Source organism: Bacteroidota bacterium, from assembly GCA_016715425.1.
In the GTDB taxonomy this organism is placed as follows: Bacteria; Bacteroidota; Bacteroidia; order Chitinophagales; family BACL12; genus JADKAC01.
Genome location: JADKAC010000001.1, coordinates 186,088 through 204,605 on the forward strand (window position 1 = coordinate 186,088; position 18,518 = coordinate 204,605).

13 protein-coding genes are annotated in these 18,518 nt (G+C 34.6%); 4 read left to right on the forward strand and 9 right to left on the reverse strand.

All coding sequences use genetic code 11. The annotated features are described in order from the left end of the window. Window positions 1-52 precede the first annotated feature (52 nt). Both IPN31_00780 and IPN31_00785 read left to right on the forward strand, forming a co-directional pair. Window positions 53-2,827, forward strand: coding sequence for an insulinase family protein (locus tag IPN31_00780; protein MBK8680453.1), 2,775 nt, complete (start codon window positions 53-55; stop codon window positions 2,825-2,827). A gap of 87 nt (window positions 2,828-2,914) precedes the next feature. Then, on the forward strand, window positions 2,915-4,240 hold the full coding sequence (locus IPN31_00785; protein MBK8680454.1) for a pyruvate dehydrogenase complex dihydrolipoamide acetyltransferase: 1,326 nt from the start codon (window positions 2,915-2,917) through the stop codon (window positions 4,238-4,240). Window positions 4,241-4,449: 209 nt separating this feature from the next. On the opposite strand, the gene fabD is transcribed toward IPN31_00785, so the two are convergent. The 9 genes from fabD to IPN31_00830 form a co-directional block, all read right to left on the reverse strand. Continuing rightward, window positions 4,450-5,328 carry an ACP S-malonyltransferase gene (fabD, locus tag IPN31_00790; protein ID MBK8680455.1) on the reverse strand — a complete coding sequence of 293 codons (879 nt, stop codon included), beginning with the start codon at window positions 5,326-5,328 and terminating at the stop codon, window positions 4,450-4,452. 21 nt (window positions 5,329-5,349) lie between these two features. Then, window positions 5,350-5,961: a GTP cyclohydrolase I FolE gene (gene folE, locus IPN31_00795; protein ID MBK8680456.1), complete on the reverse strand. Its 612-nt coding sequence runs from the start codon at window positions 5,959-5,961 to the stop codon at window positions 5,350-5,352. 269 nt (window positions 5,962-6,230) lie between these two features. Beyond that, window positions 6,231-8,645 (reverse strand): TonB-dependent receptor, encoded by a 2,415-nt coding sequence (locus tag IPN31_00800; protein MBK8680457.1) that lies wholly within the window; start codon window positions 8,643-8,645, stop codon window positions 6,231-6,233. 60 nt (window positions 8,646-8,705) lie between these two features. Next, complete coding sequence (locus IPN31_00805; protein ID MBK8680458.1) at window positions 8,706-9,068, reverse strand: hypothetical protein; 363 nt, start codon at window positions 9,066-9,068, stop codon at window positions 8,706-8,708. 107 nt (window positions 9,069-9,175) lie between these two features. Continuing rightward, window positions 9,176-10,141, reverse strand: a complete 966-nt coding sequence (locus tag IPN31_00810) for an NAD(P)-dependent alcohol dehydrogenase (protein ID MBK8680459.1) — start codon at window positions 10,139-10,141, stop codon at window positions 9,176-9,178. Between the two features lie 54 nt (window positions 10,142-10,195). Beyond that, window positions 10,196-10,567, reverse strand: a complete 372-nt coding sequence (locus IPN31_00815) for a VOC family protein (protein MBK8680460.1) — start codon at window positions 10,565-10,567, stop codon at window positions 10,196-10,198. Between the two features lie 175 nt (window positions 10,568-10,742). Beyond that, entirely contained in the window at window positions 10,743-11,117 is a 375-nt protein-coding gene (locus IPN31_00820) for a cupin domain-containing protein (protein MBK8680461.1), read from the reverse strand. 96 nt (window positions 11,118-11,213) lie between these two features. Continuing rightward, window positions 11,214-11,567 (reverse strand): ribose-5-phosphate isomerase, encoded by a 354-nt coding sequence (locus IPN31_00825; protein ID MBK8680462.1) that lies wholly within the window; start codon window positions 11,565-11,567, stop codon window positions 11,214-11,216. A gap of 591 nt (window positions 11,568-12,158) precedes the next feature. Next, window positions 12,159-15,593: a pyruvate carboxylase gene (locus tag IPN31_00830; GenBank protein MBK8680463.1), complete on the reverse strand. Its 3,435-nt coding sequence runs from the start codon at window positions 15,591-15,593 to the stop codon at window positions 12,159-12,161. A gap of 197 nt (window positions 15,594-15,790) precedes the next feature. On the opposite strand from IPN31_00830, the gene IPN31_00835 reads away from it, so the two are divergent. Together IPN31_00835 and IPN31_00840 are read left to right on the forward strand one after the other, a co-directional pair. Further along, the gene (locus tag IPN31_00835) at window positions 15,791-16,015 is read left to right on the forward strand and encodes a hypothetical protein (GenBank protein ID MBK8680464.1); all 225 of its coding nucleotides are present in this window, start codon (window positions 15,791-15,793) and stop codon (window positions 16,013-16,015) included. Between the two features lie 102 nt (window positions 16,016-16,117). Next, window positions 16,118-18,502: a DNA translocase FtsK 4TM domain-containing protein gene (locus tag IPN31_00840; GenBank protein ID MBK8680465.1), complete on the forward strand. Its 2,385-nt coding sequence runs from the start codon at window positions 16,118-16,120 to the stop codon at window positions 18,500-18,502. The last annotated feature ends 16 nt before the right edge of the window (window positions 18,503-18,518 follow it).

Here is an 18,518-nt window from a genome sequence, read left to right on the forward strand (position 1 = left end):
ATCTGTGGAAGGTGATCTGACCGGTACCAGAATTTATCGCCTCGATAATGGAATGTTGGTTTATCTGTCGCAGAATAAATTAGAGCCTCGTGTGCAAACGTATATAGCAGTGAAAGCAGGTTCAAAAAATGATCCGCCACAAACTACAGGTCTTGCGCATTATCTGGAACACATGTTATTTAAAGGAACAAGTAATATCGGTACAATTAATTGGGATCGTGAAAGATTAATTATTGATGCCATTGCACAGAAATATGAAGAACATCGCAAAGAAAAAGATCCTGAAAAAAAGAAAGCAATTTATGATGATATAAATAGATTATCGCAAGAAGCAGCAAAATTTGCAATTCCGAATGAATATGATAAAATGATTTCGTCTCTTGGTGCAAAAGGAACAAATGCTTATACAAGTTTAGAACAAACCGTGTATGTAAATGATATTCCTTCTGCTGAATTAGAAAAGTGGTTGATATTGGAAAGTGAAAGATTTCATCAAGTAGTATTGCGGTTATTTCAAACAGAATTGGAAGCCGTGTATGAAGAATATAATATGAGTCAAGATCGTGATTCCAGAAAAGTATGGAAAGCATTTATGCTAGCGATGTTTCCGACATATACTTATGGAACACAAACAACAATTGGTGAAGGGGAACATTTAAAAAATCCCTCTATGTATAATATCACTAATTATTTTATTCAATACTATGTACCCAATAATATGGCGATTTGTATTTCGGGAGATATTAGTTATGAGCAAACAATTGCATTGGTAGAGAAATATTTTGGTGATTATAAATCTCGTATGATACCTGAATGGCAGGTGAAAAAAGAAGCACCTATCACAGAAGTACAACGCAGAGAAGTAGTTGGGCAGGAAGCTGAGAATTTGGTAATGGGTTATCGCTTGCCAAAGTCTTTGGACAAAGACGTAATGGTTGCAAAGCTTGTTGCTGCAATCTTATATAATGGTCAGGCGGGCTTAATAGATCTGGATTTAAATCAATCGCAAAAAGTACAATCAGCATTTTCGTATGTATATGAATTAAAAGATTATGGTGTTTTTGAATTTGGTGCAACCCCTCGTGAAGGTCAATCCTTAGAAGAGTGCGAACAATTATTATTAAAAGAAATTGATAAAATTCGCAAAGGTGAATTTGATGAATGGCTGATGAAAGCTGCAATTAATGATATGCGTTTATCGCAAACAAAATCTTTTGAAACAAATCAAGGAAGAGCAAGTGCATTTGTAAGTTCTTTTATTCTTGGAAAACCCTGGGATGTGTATTTGAATGAAGATGATAAGATGGATAAACTTACTAAACAGGATGTAATAAATTTTGCAAATACTTATCTCGGTACTGATAATTATGTGATTGTTTATAAACGCAAAGGTGTAGATACAAATATTGAAAAAGTAGACAAGCCTGTGATAACCCCGGTAGAAGCAAATCGTGATAATGAATCTGCATTTTTAGAGCGTTTTTCTGAATTGCCTTCACAAAATACAAAACCTGAGTTTGTAGATTTTCAATCGAAAATTAAAGCAGGTACGCTAACATCCGGTGTTTCTTTATCCTATATGAATAATGAGTTGAATGATTTATTTGAATTGTATTATATACTTGATATGGGTAGTGATAATGATAAAATGTTATCGCTTGCAGTGGAGTATTTGCCATACTTAGGAACAGATAAATATTCAGCCGCACAATTGCAGGAAGAATTTTTTAAATATGGATTAAGCTTTAATGTATTTACATCGCAGGATAGAAGTTATGTGCAGTTAAGTGGCATGGATGCAAATCTGGATAAAGGCATTGAATTGTTTGAAAATATTCTGGCCAATGTGCAGCCCGATAAAACGGCGTATGCAGAATTAGTTACCACTATTTTAAAAGACAGACAAGATGCAAAATTGAATAAGGGAATAATACTGAATGCGGCATTGGCAAATTATGCAAGGTATGGTGCTGTTTCTCCTTTCACTGATATTATTTCTGAAAAAGAATTGAATAGTATTAATCCAAATAAATTAGTGGAGCAAATAAAAAGTATTACATCTTATAAGCATCGTATTTTTTATTACGGACAAAAATCGCAGGAAGAAATTACGCAAGCATTAAATACATATCATAAAGTTCCGGCACAATTGCAATCTTATCCAACAGCAAAAAAATATCCTGAACTACCCACCAAAACCAATACTGTATTATTTGTAAATTATGATATGGTGCAAGCACAAGTATTGATGATGAGCAAGGATGCATTAAATGATAATGCATTGCTGGCACCGAGCCGTATATTCAATGAATATTTTGGCAGTGGTTTATCCTCTATTGTATTTCAAGAAATTCGTGAAACCCGTGCTTTGGCATATAGTGCTTATGCAAGATTTAGCACACCACTAAACAAAGACGAAGCACATTATGTGAGAGCATTTGTTGCAACACAGGCAGATAAAATGCCCGATGCAGTGACGGCTATGGAAGAAATTATGAATGAAATGCCTAGAGCAGATAATCAATTTCAACAAAGTGTAGAAGCGGTTACAAAACAAATTGCAAGTGAACGTATTACTCGTTCCGGAGTTTTCTGGACGTATGAATCTTTGCAACGCAGAGGAATTGATTACGATATCCGAAAAGATATTTATCAGCAAGTGCAGGGCATGACGATTGATGATATGCAAACTTTCTTCAATAAATATATTGCAGACCGTACTTACACAATTTTGGTGATTGGCGACCGCACCAAACTCGATATGAATTATTTGCAAGGTTTAGGAGAGTTTAAAGAATTGACATTACAGGAAATATTTGGCTATTGATTTCATTGAATTTAAAATACCATTTAATATGACTTTTATAAAAAGCAAAAGTGGTATTTGTATCTTCGCAACACAAAATAAAACACTATGGCGGAAGTAATTCGAATGCCTCGTATGAGCGATACCATGACTGAAGGCGTATTTGTGGAATGGCATAAAAAAGTAGGAGATAAAGTAAAGAGCGGTGATGTACTTGCAGAAGTAGAAACCGATAAGGCCACTATGGAATTGGAAAGTTATAACAATGGCGTTCTGTTGTATGTAGGTGTAGAAAAAGGAAAAGCAGCACCGGTGGATTCTGTAATCGCAATCATTGGAAAAGAAGGTGAAGATTATAAAGAATTGCTTGCAAAAGAAAGTACGGCAGATACTTCAAAAGAAAATAAGGATGAACATAAATCTGCACCCAAAGAAGTGAGTGAAGAGAAAACAGAAAATAAAAGTGCAGAGAAAAAAAATGTAGCAGAGGAAAAACCCGAAGTGAAAGTAAAAGAAGTGGAACCTCAAGTAAAAGAATTAAAAGAAGAAGATGAACAAACTGAGGCCGATGAGAATGGACGAGTAAAAGCATCACCACTTGCAAAAATGATTGCCAAAGAAAAAGGTGTTGATCTTGCAAAAGTGGAAGGTAGTGGTGATGGTGGTCGTATTGTTAAAAAAGATATTGAATCCTATACACCTGCTGCGGATAAAAAAGAAAAGTCATTAAGTTTTGCACCTGTAACCGGTGAAGAAGGATATACTGATGTAGCAGTTTCTCAAATGCGCAAGACAATTGCAAGTCGTTTAGCACAAAGCAAATTTGCTGCACCGCATTTTTATCTTACGGTAAGTATTGATATGGATAATGCAATAGCTGCAAGAAAAAGTATGAATGCAGTTGCACCCGTAAAAATTTCATTTAATGATATGATTGTGAAAGCTTGTGCTACAGCTTTAAGACAACATCCGCAAGTAAACAGCAGTTGGTTGGGCGATTTAGTGCGCACATACAAACATATTCATATCGGAATTGCTGTTGCAATTAATGATGGATTAGTGGTTCCTGTTATTCGTCATGTAGATGGAAAATCATTAGCGCAAATTTCAGTGGAAACTAGAGATCTTGCAGAACGGGCACGCAATAGAAAATTACAACCACAAGATTGGGAAGGAAATACATTTACCATTTCTAATTTAGGTATGATGGGTATAGAAGAATTCACTGCAATCATAAATCCACCGGATGCATGTATTCTTGCTGTTGGTGGAATTAATGAAGTACCTGTAGTGAAGAACGGACAAATTGTTCCTGGAAATATTATGAAGTTGACGATGAGCTGCGACCACAGAGTAGTGGACGGCGCAACAGGTGCAAAATTTCTACAAACACTAAAAGACTTTTTAGAAGATCCGGTGAGGATGCTTATTTAGTTTTTTTTAGGAAGGCTGTTAGCTAAGTAAATTGACAGTTGACAATGGACAGTTGACAATGAAAAAAAACTTAGACTATTGGCTTTTTAAATTGACAATGGAAAGTGGACAATTGACAATGAAAAAAGTTTCGGGTTTCGTGTTTCAGGTTAATTAAATTCATTACTGATTACTCATCACTGATCTTTTCATTCACCACTCACCATTCACTATTCACCAAAAAAAACTTCCACTTCGGGACTTATTTTTTTTACTAATCCTTGCAGTACTTTTCCCGGACCTACTTCAATAAAATGTGTTGCTCCATCTTGCGTCATTGCCTGCACACTTTGTGTCCATCTTACAGGGGCTGTTAATTGTGCAATTAAATTTTGTTTTATTAATTCAGGATCAGTTACCGGAAGTGCAGTTGCATTTTGATATATGGGACATATTGGATTATTAAATGTTGTGTCATCAATTGCTGCCCGTAATTCATCTTGTGCAGGTGCCATTAATGGTGAATGAAATGCACCACCAACCGGTAAAATAATTGCTCGTTTTGCACCGGCTGCTTTCATATTTTCACATGCAGTTTGCACTGCTTCCAATTCACCACTTATTACTAATTGTCCCGGACAATTATAATTTGCAGCTACTACAATTCCCGGAGTGTCTGCACAAATTTGTTCTACCATTTCATCGGCAAGTCCTAACACTGCTGCCATTGTGGATGCTTGTTTTTCACATGCTTTCTGCATCGCCATTGCTCGTTTGCTTACAAGCAGTAATGCATCTTCAAATGATAATGTATTGTTTGCAAACAATGCCGAAAATTCGCCGAGTGAATGCCCTGCCACCATATCGGGTTTGAAATTTTCTATGGTAGTGGAAAGAATTACTGAGTGTAAAAAAATTGCAGGCTGCGTAACTTTTGTTTGTTTTAAATCTTCATCCGTTCCGCTAAACATAATATCTGTAATTCGGAATCCGAGTAATGTATTTGCTTGTTCAAATAAAAGTTTTGCATGGGAATTCGTATCGTACAACTCTTTTCCCATGCCGGAAAATTGAGAACCTTGTCCGGGAAATATATAAGCTTTTTTCATGCTTAAATTTATTAAAAATACTTAACTCAGTTTTGCTGCAATCAAGCTGATAAATTCGCTGCGGGTTTCTACTTTTTGAAATTGACCTGTGAATGCAGAAGTAGTAGTAACACTATTTTGTTTTTGCACTCCCCGCATCATCATACATAAATGACTTGCTTCAATAACCACAGCAACACCAAATGGCTGTAATGTATTTTCAAGGCATTGCACTATTTGATGAGTAAGCCGTTCCTGCACTTGTAATCGTCTTGAAAAAATATCTACTACTCTTGCAATTTTACTTAAGCCAACAATTTTATTATTTGGAATATAAGCAACATGTGCTCTGCCGAAAAAAGGCAACATGTGATGTTCACACATGGAATATAATTCAATGTCTTTTACAATTACCATTTCATTACACTCCTCATGAAACATCGCAGATCTAACAACCGCTTCTGCATCTAAGGAATATCCTTGCGTCATATATTGTACTGCCTTTGCAATACGTTCAGGTGTTTTTAATAAGCCTTCTCTGGTAACATCTTCACCAATGCTATCAATAATACCTGAATAATGCCCTATTAATTTTTCAGTAATCTCAGGATTATATTTTTCCTGACGTGTGTAACCTTCTTCTATACCATTCATAATTTTGTTGTTTTAATCGCCGAAGTATTATGTATAAATATTTTCGGTTTCCTGTAATTTAATTGATTGTAATTTTTACTTGGTGATATGGTTTTTAAATATCACAGATTAGCTTAACAAAGTTTTTGCAAGAAGGTTGAACATCGCTGAAAATTGGAATACGCATATTCAGTTTCTTATTATCTCACCTTTTAAAATGTATTAACCTTGTTTGGCCTATCCTTCTACAAATTTAAAAATTAGATAAAAGAGATCTGGGTAATTATTTTTTACATATTGAAAATCAGTTTCAAACTAAAATTTCTTCCCATATTATAAACTCCCATCCTTCCTGTGAATGGATTTTCGGGTGCATACTTCAACCTGCTTAAATGACTTTGATAAGCAACATCCGCCAGGTTTTCTGCATTGATAAACACACTTAAAATATCTTTTTTACCAAATATAGAAATATCAGCACCTACTCCTGCACTTAATAAAGTATATGCAGGTGTTGCTGTTTCGGTGCCATAAGCTGCAAAGTATTTATTCTGTGGGAAATAATAATCTATACCGAACTTGATAAAAGTATTGTTCAGTTTTTTTCCTGTGGTTTTAAATTGTGCACGCAGCACACCACTGTATTTTGGTGCAGGAATAAAAGGTAAATACTTTGTGCTGTCCGGTTGATTTTTTTGAATGGCCTGCACAAATGAAAATGCATTTTCAATATGTAACCAATCGAGTGGATGCGGATGGACATCTACAAAAATTTCAGCACCTGTTAATTGCGCATTGCCCTGAGTAAATTGAAATGCAGGAGTGGGGTTATCAATATCAGGAATTGAGTCGCCACCAAAAACACTATTTAATTTTTCAGAAAAAATATAATTGGAAATAAGATTTATAAACGGTGTTAATTCAATTGAAATATGATCGGCATTTAAAAAATAAGCAATATCAAATTGATGACTTATTTCTGCTTTTAAATCTGTATTACCATATTCATAACGGAAGGTTCCTTCATGTTGTCCGTTAGAAGCAAGCTCTGCAATATTAGGTGCACGAAATCCTCTTGAAATATTTAATTTAAAAGTAGAGTGTTCATCTGCTTGATAAGAGGCGCCAATACTTCCGGAAAAGCTGTTGTAAGTATTTTTAAATCCGGGGAATTTTAATTCGTTTGTATAATTAGAATTTGCAGGTAAGCCCAAACTATCTAAATATAATTCATCACCTTCAAGTTGTCGGTTATCATATCTTAATCCACCGGCAAGCATCCATTGTTTATTTATTATTTTTTGTGTGAATACAAACACACCAAAATCAAAGAGAGTATAATCAGGTATAATAAATTCAGAGCCTTTATTGGTATTTATTTGATACATGCCACCTGCACCAATAGATGTGGACCAACCATCCGCTTCATTAAAATTATAGCGGAGATTATAATTAAAAGTTTGCAAATCAAAATATAAATCCGGATCATCTAGATTTAATACATCACCAAATTCTTTGCGGATATTTTTCTGATAGCCCAAATCAAAATTCAGAGTCCCTGCATTTAGAATCAGATAATTATTTGTCAATGCTCTATAATGATTTACTACCTGATGCGGAAAGCCAATGTTATAACCTTTTAAATCATCATCTGTTGCTGTTACAATTATTGCAGAATCTTCAGTAATAGGTTTTTCAAAAATAAAATTTCCAAGACTATCTCTATCACCTTCCACTATATTTAAAGTTGTATTGAAAATGCTGAAATCAAAATTTGAATAGCCCCAACTTTTATTTACACCTGCAAATACACTTGCAGCATATTCATTGAAACCGGAATTATACACTTTGCCATCATAGTTGTTTTGATAGTTGCCTGCATATTTATTGCTGAATCTTCCCAGCCATTGAAACCCATTTTTATTTCCGGAGTTTGAAAGCGAATAACCAAATAAATTATTATTGCTTTGATAATTACTGATAAGTTTTGTTTCTATTTTTCCTGCAGGCGGTGTAACATCTGCAAGAAAATTTATTACACCTGCAATGCCATCAGAACCATATAATAAACTGCCGGGTCCTTTTACTATCTCGATTCTATCAATTGCATATTCATCTATTTCAATTCCATGTTCATCTCCCCATTGTTGACCTTCCTGCCGAATGCCATTATATAAAGTAATCACACGATTATAACCTAAACCACGAATAGTAGGTTTTGAAATTCCAACACCTGTTGTTATCTGATTAATGCCCGGAATATTTTTTAGCGCATCAATTAAATTGGTAGAACTGTTTTGATTTAACTCTGTAATATCAACCGGTTTTATAATTACCGGACTTAATTTTAATTCAGTGGAATGTGTAACTGCCGTAACAACTATCTGATTTAATTCTGTAGGTGATTCTTCTAATATAAAGTTGAGAATAGTATCGCCGGTAATCTGATAACGGTTAACTATTCTTTTATAACCTACATAACTAACTTCAATTAAATATGCACCCGGTTTAATATTATTAATAGAATATTTGCCATTGATGTCTGTTACACTTCCTGTTTTTAAATCACTGATATAAATAGAAACACCGGGTAAACTTTCTTTTGTTGCCTTATCATTTATAGTTCCTTGAATGGAAATTTGAGCATAGATGCTATTATAAAAAATTATAAATACTGCGAATAGTAAGAATTGAAAATATTTCATTTGCTTGAATTAAATAAATAAAATGAATTACAAATAATTGTCGGCTATTGAGCAAAACAATTACACACTTGCAAATGAAACTTCCGGCGGCCCCCGGTTAGTGTAGGGAATAATCTTCGAATAATTGTGTATTGTCGCTGAAGGAATAGAAATAGAATAATTATGTGTACTGATATTCTCTGTTATAAATACAGAACTTGCATGAACGGATAACGTATGGTTATCACACAAAGCACAGCGTTTTTCTAACTGATGTAATTCAGAATTAGATTGAAAACCAGAAACACCATTTTCTATAGTTGTAATAGAATAACTTTCCTGTGAACTATTGTGGTGATGAAATTTTATAAACGGACTGTTGCTGAATGTATATAACAACAACAGCAGAATTGCGCAGACCTGTTTATATGAATTGTATTTCAAGAATTATAGATGTGCTTCAAAATTATAAAAACATTCGGGACTACTTTTTTAATTCACATAGATTAACACAATGATATTAAAATAAAAAAAGTATTGTAAAAGGTAAATTATATAGCTATATCAATTATTACATTCCCTGTCTTCTGCCCACTTTCTACATAAGTATGCGCTTCCATAATATTATCAAGCGGAAAATGTCTGTCGATTACCGGTTTAAATTTACCGGATATTACCAGCTCTTTTAAGAATATTACATCCTCTTTTGTAATAGTAGGAATTGGAAACAACACTCGTTTGCCTTTAGCAAACTGAGTAATTATTGCATAAAAAACATTCTCTGAATTTTTACCCAATTCTGTGGAAATATAGATTCCTTTTTTAGTAAGAATAGGTTTGCATTTTCCAAAGGAAGTTTTGCCAACAGCATCAAAAACAAAATCAAATTTTTGTTGTGTTTGTGTAAAGTCTTCTTGCAAATAATCAATCACAGCATCTGCACCAAGTGATTTTACTAACGCCACATTATTTGTATTACAAACTGCGGTGACATGTGCTCCAAAATGTTTTAGTAATTGTACAGCAGCGGAACCGATTGCACCTGTGGCACCATACACCATTACATGTTGACCGCTCTGCACTTTTGCCGCCCGAATATCAACGAGTGCATAATGCGCACCTTCAGTAATACAAGCTGCTTCAATAAATGAAATAGTATCAGGAATAGATGCAATTGCATCCGCTTCCCGCACGATCATATATTCCGCATGTCCACCAAAATGTGTATCATTAAATCCAAAAATTCTATCACCAATTTTAAAAGAGGAAACGCTGCTGCCAATTTGTTCAATTACACCGGCAAATTCATTACCCAACACTTTATACTTTGGCTTAAACAGTCCTGTGAAAAAACGTGAAATAAAATATTGTGCACTTCGTAATCCGGTATCGGTTCTATTTACAGTGGAAGCTATTACTTTAATTAAAATTTCATCTTCTTTTGGAATAGGTTTATCTATTTCCTGAATAGAAACAACATCGGGAGGTCCATAGTGATTATAAATTGCTGCTTTCATTTTATTTTATTTCAACTATCGGTTGGTATATCACCAACCGAAAATTTTTATAAATTATCTATGCTGATCCAATAATATTTGATTGCCATCCGGATCAATTAAAACAATACTTGCCGGACCACTTGTTTTTTCATCCGCTTCTGAAACTAAAGTAACACCTTTGCTTTTCAACTGCTTTTGAATATCTCTTATATCAGTAAATTCTTTCACCTCTTTTGCATTTTCATCCCAACCCGGATTAAAGGTTAGAATATTCCCTTCAAACATTCCTTGAAATATACCGATGAGTGCATTGCCATTTTTCATGATGAGATAATTGTTTTTAATGTCACCACCAAAAACAGTGAATCCAAGATTTTCATAAAATGTTTTTGAAGCATGAATATCCTTGACATTCAAACTCATTGAGAATGCGCCTAATTGCATATTTTCTAAATTGTTTGGTTGTTGATTAATTTGTAATGGATTATTGTTTGGTAATTCAGAATTTGTATTTGCAAACAAATTGTATTTCGCAAAACCAATTCCTGTGATTAACAAACTCATTTTCTTTATCCAGTTTCTTCTGTTTGTTTTCATAATATGTATTTTAAAAAGTGATTTAAATCCAGTCTAATTTTTTTACTGTCAATGCACTCTCCACATCTCCTGTATGCTGTGTGGCTTTCGGTTCGAATAATAAATTAAAAACTATTTCACCGTTAGTATGTGGCCTGTGTTCAACACCTTTCGGTACTATTATTATTTCGCCTTCTTTTACTTCTACTGTTTTCTCATCTCTGAAATCCATAAGTAAAGTGCCTTTAAAAACCATAAATAATTCATCTTCATTTGCATGACTATGCCACACAAAATCATCTTTCAGTTTACAAAGTTTTACATACTGACCATTCAGTTCACCAATTAGGTGCGGCGTCCATAGCGAGTCGAATAATGAAAATTTTTGTATGATGTTTATTGGCTTAATATCTTGCATAGTGTAATGTTTTATATTGAAATAAAATTGAAATAGAAAGTGTTGAATATGCAAATTAAAAGTATAAATTATTTTCGAATGTGGAAGTAATTGCACTTAATTAAACCAAACAGCATATCCTTTTCTGCGCAGATTCCAGGCGAGTTTTTCTTCCATCTTTAAAGCTTCTGCTCTTGTCATTGGTTTTTCATTAATGGCATCGTATAAACTTGGTCGAAGATAGGTTCCATATTTTTCTACAATATTGGATGAGAGTTTATTTCCATTTTTATTTCTGTAACCTGTTTTGTGTTGTTCAAATCGCTCTTTCGGTGTTTTGCTTGTCATACCTACATACAAACATTCGAGGACGCCATTGAATTGTGGATTGGCATTTCTGAATTTATAATTTTCAGTAAATACCCGTTTGGATAATTCAATTACATATACTTTGTAATTCAAAATTGAAATCAATTAATTTATGGAAGGATATATATTTTTTTTATCATTAGCATTCCAATAATGCACAGAACGGAAATTATAATCATGATATTATACTTGCGGTAATAGTTAAGTATAGTCATACATAATATTACAAAAGCACATAATAAAGACGCTAATAAAAAAGGTTTAACTTCTATATAACTTATGCTGATTGCAGAAATACTTTGTAAACGGAATGGTTCGTACAAGCTGCGAAGTAATGCTATAAAAATAATGATGGTAGCAATTTTTGAAAGCTTCTTTCTGTCTTTAAAAAAATGTTTGAGTGCCACGGTATTTATTTATAACATCAAATTTCAACTTATTTTTTGAGAGTGAAAGAAATGCAGCCACTTATGTATAAAAGAAATGAAGCCTTGAATGCAAATAAAAAAGCAGCCACAAATACAAAAAGAAATGCAGCCACGAATGCACGAATATTTATATTACACGAATGCACGAATAAATTTTTTATTTATAAATAATTAAAGACGATTCGTGCATTCGAGTTTTTTATTCGTGCATTCGTGGCTGCATTTCTTATTAGTACGATTTGCAATTCGAATTTAAATTTCAAACTTACTCCATCTCTACTACCACATCATCGGCTTCCAACATAGTGCGTTCTGCTAATACAATTGTTTTTATTTTACCATCTGCATTTGCAGTAATCGTAGTTTCCATTTTCATTGCTTCAATAGTAAACAGCGGTTGATTTTTTTTCACTGCATCACCTGCTTTCACAAATATTTTAGCAAGGCTACCTTGTAAAGGAGCACCAATTTCTTTATCGCCGCTCACCTTTTTATGCAGCACTCTTTTTACCTCAATATTTTTATCAGCACATTCAATTACTCTTGTTTGTCCGTTTAATCTGAAGAACACAGCACGCATTCCATTTTCATCCGCAGGTAAAATATTCAGCAAGCGCACCATAATGCTTTTGCCTTTATCAATGGTGATGAGTATCTCTTCATTTTGTTGCAAGCCATAAAAGAAATAAGGTGTAGGAATTACACTTACATCACCGTATTCTTTTTTATGATTGAAATAATCTTCATACACTTTCGGATATAATTTATAGCTCAGAAAATCTGTCATTTCCACACGGTTACCAAATTTTTCTTTGAATGCAGCAAACTCTTTTTCGAAGTCAACAGGTTCCAAATGTTTATTCGGTAAATCAGTATAGGGTTTTATATCTTTTAAAATTATTTCCTGCAAGGTTTTTGGAAATCCACCATATGGCTGACCAAGATCACCTCTGAAAAATCCAATTACTGATTGCGGAAATGAAAGTGTTGCGCCTTTATTAAAAATATCTTCTTTCGTAAAATTATTGGTTACCATAAACATCGCCATATCGCCAACTACTTTACTACTTGGTGTAACTTTTACTACATCGCCAAACATTTCATTCACATCTTCATACGCTTTTTTAATGTCGGGTAATTTTTCTCCCAATCCTAAACCAAAAGCCTGTGGACGTAAATTAGAATATTGTCCTCCGGGAATTTCATTGCGATATACTTGTGCTGTTCCTGCTTTTAATCCACTTTCAAATGGATAATATATTTCACGCACATTTTCCCAGTAATCTGAAAACTGATTTAAAGAATGTAAATTAAAATCTGTTTGATACGGCGTATTACGCAAACTCTCCACCAAGCTTTCAAAATTCGGTTGCGATGTAAGTCCACTCATACTTCCCAAAGCAACATCCACCACATCCACTCCGGCTTCAATTGCTTTTAAATAAGTGGCAGCTTGCACAGATGAAGTATCATGTGTATGCAAATGAATTGGAATATCAATTGCCTTTTTTAATTCGGTAACCAATAGAGAAGCAGCATATGGTTTTAATAAACCGGTCATATCTTTTATAGCAAGAATATGTGCACCGGCATCTTCTAATTTTCGTGCAAGATCTAAATAGTATTGTAAATTATATTTTGTTCTGTTCGGATCCAAAATATCACCTGTATAACTGATAGCAGCTTCTGCAATTCCACCCGTTCTTTCTCTCACCGTTTTTATACTCACTAACATACTGTCCACCCAATTCAATGAATCGAAAATGCGGAACACATCATTGCCATTTTTCCACGCTTCTTCAATAAATTTTTCTACAAGATTATCGGGATAAGAAGTATATCCAACTGCATTAGAACCACGCAACAACATTTGCAATAAAATATTCGGCATTGCTTCACGCAGTAATTGTAATCGCTTCCATGGATCCTCATATAAAAATCGCATCGCTACGTCAAAGGTGGCCCCACCCCATACTTCCATACTAAAAGTTTGCGGATGATTTTGTGCATAGCTCGCTGCCACTTTCATCAGGTCTGTTGTGCGCACTCTTGTTGCCAATAAACTCTGATGTGCATCCCGCATTGTGGTGTCCGTAAACATCACTTGCTTTTGCGACTTTAACCATTGTGCAAATTTTTCAGGGCCTAGTTCATCCAATAATTGTTTGGTGCCTTTTGCTGGAATTTTATCTGCATCATAATCAGGAATAATTGGTGTAATAAATTTTTTATTCGGGTCATAATTTTTTACATCCGGATTTCCATTCACACATACTTCCGCAAGATATTTTAAAATACGTGTGCCTCTGTCGAGCTTTGGTGGAAATTGCAATACATCAGGATGTTCCTCCAAAAAGTTTACGGTAATATTTCCTTCCTGAAAATCAGGGTGATCTAAAATATTTTCTAAGAAAGCAATATTTGTTTTTACACCACGAATTCTAAATTCAGCAAGTGTTCTTCGCATACGTTGAATCGTACCTTTAAAAGTGCGACCGGAGGCAGTAACTTTTGCAAGCATAGAATCAAAGAAGGGAGAAATTTTTACACCGGGATACGAACTGCCTTCATCAATACGAATTCCAAAACCACCTGCATTGCGATAAGCAATCACAGTCCCGTAATCAGGTTTAAAATCTTGTGTCGGATCTTCTGTGGTAATTCTACATTGCACTGCAAAACCATTCAGCGCAACTGTTTCCTGTGATTGAATAAATATTCCTGACGAATCCAAACGATGACCGCTTGCAATTAAAATTTGCGAACGAACAATGTCAATTCCTGTAATTACTTCTGTAACTGTATGCTCCACCTGAATACGTGGATTCACTTCTATGAAATAAATATTCTGGTCCTTGTCCACTAAAAATTCAACAGTACCTGCATTATTATAACCCACATGTTTTGCAATGCGCAATGCATAATCATATAATTTATTTTTTACTTCCTGCGGTAAATTTGGTGCAGGAGCAATTTCAATTACTTTTTGAAAACGGCGTTGCAATGAACAATCTCTTTCATATAAATGCACGATGTTGCCATGGCGATCACCCAGAATTTGCACTTCAATATGTTTTGGCTGCACCACAAATTTTTCCATGAACAGTGTATCATCTCCAAATGCATTTCCCGCTTCTCGTTGTGCTTCATTAAAACCTTTTCTTAATTCTTCATCACTATACACTCTGCGCATTCCACGACCACCACCACCGGCAGCAGCTTTCAACATAATAGGATAACCGATTATTTGTGCTTCCGCCAATGCAATTTCTACTGAAGTTAGCGGCTCTTTATTATCTGGAATTACAGGCACCTTTGTTTCAACCGCAACTTTTTTTGCAGCGATTTTATCACCCAATTGCTCCATCACTTCAGGATCTGGTCCAATGAAAATAATGTCCTCATCACGACAGCGTTTTGCGAATTGTACATTCTCACTTAAAAAACCATATCCCGGATGAATGGCATTTACACCTTCACGTTTTGCGACACGTATTATTTCTTCAATATCCAAATAAGGTTTCAGCGGATCAATATCTTTTCCTACCTGATATGCTTCATCGGCTTTGTAACGATGCAAAGAATAGCGGTCTTCAAAAGTGTAAATAGCTACCGTGCGGATTCCCAACTCGGTGGCGGCTCGCAATACACGTATGGCTATTTCACCCCGGTTTGCCACCATCAATTTAGTAATTTTCATAAAATGGATTTGATTTTAAGTAATGCAATATTATAAACAGAACAGGATTAAAATACAAAAAATATTAAAGTTGGAAATTACAAGATTGTTTTTGTGATTTCTTTTTTTAGCTAAAAAGAAAATGTATTTAAAAATATGTGGATACCAATTTCTCTTTCTATTTAGCGAAACAGTAATTTCGCAGCGCAAAATAAATCATGAAAAAATCTGTATTACTCTTAACTCTTTTAGCTGCCTTCAGTTTCTTATTCAGCGCTTGTCAGCAATGTTCCACCTGTACATATGAATATACAGTGAGTGGCAATCCCGCTACTTACTCCGAAGAATATTGCGGAAGCAAAAGTGAAGTGGATAAATTTGAATCCGACTTTGAACAGGATGCAGCAGCAGTTCAGGCAAATGCGGCATGCACTCGTAAATAGAATGTATAATTCCGTTTCCATTTTCGACTACACCGGATAACAGTGGTGTATAAAATGCGTTTCTTCTACCTATACCTTTCATTACTTTAGCCCGCAGAATCCATGGCCAAATCCAAGAAAAATACTACTGCCAATAAACTCACTTTTAAAGGCTTTATACGTGATGAACGCACTCGTCAGATTAGCGGGGTGATGATGATATTATTTAGTTTCTTTTTGCTGGTAGCATTTATTTCCTATTTGCTTACTTGGAAGCAAGATCAGGATATGGTGTGGACTCAGCCATGGAAACAATTGTTTAATTCTGAAGTGAAAGTGAATAATCATCTGGGGAAATTGGGTGCAGTGGTAAGTCATCAATTTTTTTATCGCTGGTTTGGAATCAGCAGTTTCTTTTTTGTAGCGTGGTTTTTTACATTAGGGATAAATACATTTTTTGGAAAACGTGTTTTTAATAATCGTAAAATTATCGGGCAAGGAGTTATCATACTTATATGGTTAAGTACAACGCTTGCATTTATTTTATACAATACAGGTTTCCCTTGGGGTGGGGCATTTGGAAAAGGCACTTATTTAACTCTGGAAGGATTGATGGGGAAAATTGGTGCTGCCGCTTTTCTTTTAGTGTTTGCAGTTATTTATCTGATTGTTTTTACAAATATTGATTTCAAGGCGCTTTTAGAATTATTAAAGCCCAAACCAAAACCCATATTAAGCGAAGAAGAAATTGCTGCTGAAAAAGCTGAAGCTGTTCCTATTCCACCAACCTATTCTTCTGTAAAAGATTTGGAAGAGAAAAAGGAAGTGGAGATGGAATTGAAAATAATTGAGCCCAAACCTGTTCAACAAATTCCAATTGAGTTGGAGAAAGAAGAAAAAATTGAAGTGGAAGAAGTGGAAGAACCGGAGTCCGAAGATGAACATGAATTAGAAGTGGCAGAATCCGTGGATGAAAAAGTATTGCATGAATATTCCAATTATAATTTTGATCCGACATTAAATTTACCGGGATATAAATATCCGGTGATACAATTATTAGAGGAATATTCCAATGATGGAATTTCTATTAATACCGAAGAATTAGAGCGCAATAAAGATCAGATTATCGGCACACTGAATAATTATAATATTCAGATATCAAAAATTAAAGCAACGATAGGTCCAACGGTTACGCTGTATGAAATAATTCCAGCAGCAGGTGTGCGCATCAGCAAAATAAAAAATCTGGAAGATGATATTGCATTAAGTCTTGCCGCTTTAGGAATTCGCATTATTGCACCCATTCCGGGTAAGGGAACTATTGGTATTGAAGTGCCAAACGTGAATAAAGAAATTGTAAGTATGCGTTCGCAAATTGCATCTGAAAAATTTCAGAATGCAAAAATGGATTTACCCATTTGTTTGGGTAAAACAATTTCATCTGAAAATTATATTGCTGATCTCACTCGTATGCCGCACTTATTAATGGCAGGCGCAACCGGTCAGGGAAAATCTGTTGGTATCAATTCCATTTTGATTTCATTATTGTATAAAAAACATCCATCGCAATTAAAATTTGTAATGGTGGATCCAAAGAAAGTGGAGTTGAGTTTATTCAGTGCAATTGAAAAACATTTCTTAGCAAAACTTCCGGGTGAAGAAGATGCAATTATAACAGATACCAGAAAAGTGGTGAATACACTAAATGCATTGTGTATTGAAATGGATACCCGTTATGAATTATTAAAAAATGCACAGGTAAGAAATATAAAAGAGTACAATGCAAAATTTACTCGTATGAAATTAAGTCCGAAAGAAGGACATATATTTCTTCCTTATATTGTATTGGTGGTGGATGAGTTTGCAGATTTAATTATGACTGCAGGTAAAGAAGTGGAAATGCCGATAGCAAGAATTGCACAATTGGCAAGAGCAGTAGGAATACATTTAGTAATTGCAACACAACGGCCATCTGTAAATATTATCACCGGAACTATTAAAGCAAACTTCCCTGCACGTATTGCATTTAAGGTTGCTTCTAAAGTTGATTCAAGAACTATTTTAGATACGAGCGGAGCCGATCAATTGGTTGGTAGGGGAGATATGTTGTTGAGTATAGGCAGTGATATTTTGCGCTTGCAATGTCCCTTTGTAGATACCCCGGAAGTGGATCGGGTTGTGGAATTCATTTCCCAACAAAAAGGATTTGATGTAGCATTTTTATTGCCGGAATATGTAGATGAAAAAGAACAAAAAGAACGCATTGAATTCGGCAGCAACGATAGAGATGATTTATTTTCTGAAGCTGCAAAAATAGTTGTACAACATCAACAAGGTTCTACATCATTAATACAACGTCGTTTAAAATTAGGTTATAATCGTGCAGGTCGTTTAATGGATCAATTAGAAGATGCAGGTATTGTTGGACCCAATGCAGGAAGCAAAGCGAGAGAGGTGTTATACTCTGATATGGCTTCACTGGAACGGTTTTTGCAAACTTTGGTTTAGCCAAAAAATCAAATCA

Coding starts and splice junctions, on each gene's coding strand:
- IPN31_00780 (MBK8680453.1), top strand. CDS start 53: ATGTTGGTTTATCTGTCGCAGAATAAATTAGAGCCTCGTGTGCAAACG.
- IPN31_00785 (MBK8680454.1), top strand. CDS start 2,915: ATGGCGGAAGTAATTCGAATGCCTCGTATGAGCGATACCATGACTGAA.
- fabD (MBK8680455.1), bottom strand. CDS start 5,328: ATGAAAAAAGCTTATATATTTCCCGGACAAGGTTCTCAATTTTCCGGC.
- folE (MBK8680456.1), bottom strand. CDS start 5,961: ATGAATGGTATAGAAGAAGGTTACACACGTCAGGAAAAATATAATCCT.
- IPN31_00800 (MBK8680457.1), bottom strand. CDS start 8,645: ATGAAATATTTTCAATTCTTACTATTCGCAGTATTTATAATTTTTTAT.
- IPN31_00810 (MBK8680459.1), bottom strand. CDS start 10,141: ATGAAAGCAGCAATTTATAATCACTATGGACCTCCCGATGTTGTTTCT.
- IPN31_00815 (MBK8680460.1), bottom strand. CDS start 10,567: ATGCAATTAGGCGCATTCTCAATGAGTTTGAATGTCAAGGATATTCAT.
- IPN31_00820 (MBK8680461.1), bottom strand. CDS start 11,117: ATGCAAGATATTAAGCCAATAAACATCATACAAAAATTTTCATTATTC.
- IPN31_00830 (MBK8680463.1), bottom strand. CDS start 15,593: ATGAAAATTACTAAATTGATGGTGGCAAACCGGGGTGAAATAGCCATA.
- IPN31_00835 (MBK8680464.1), top strand. CDS start 15,791: ATGAAAAAATCTGTATTACTCTTAACTCTTTTAGCTGCCTTCAGTTTC.
- IPN31_00840 (MBK8680465.1), top strand. CDS start 16,118: ATGGCCAAATCCAAGAAAAATACTACTGCCAATAAACTCACTTTTAAA.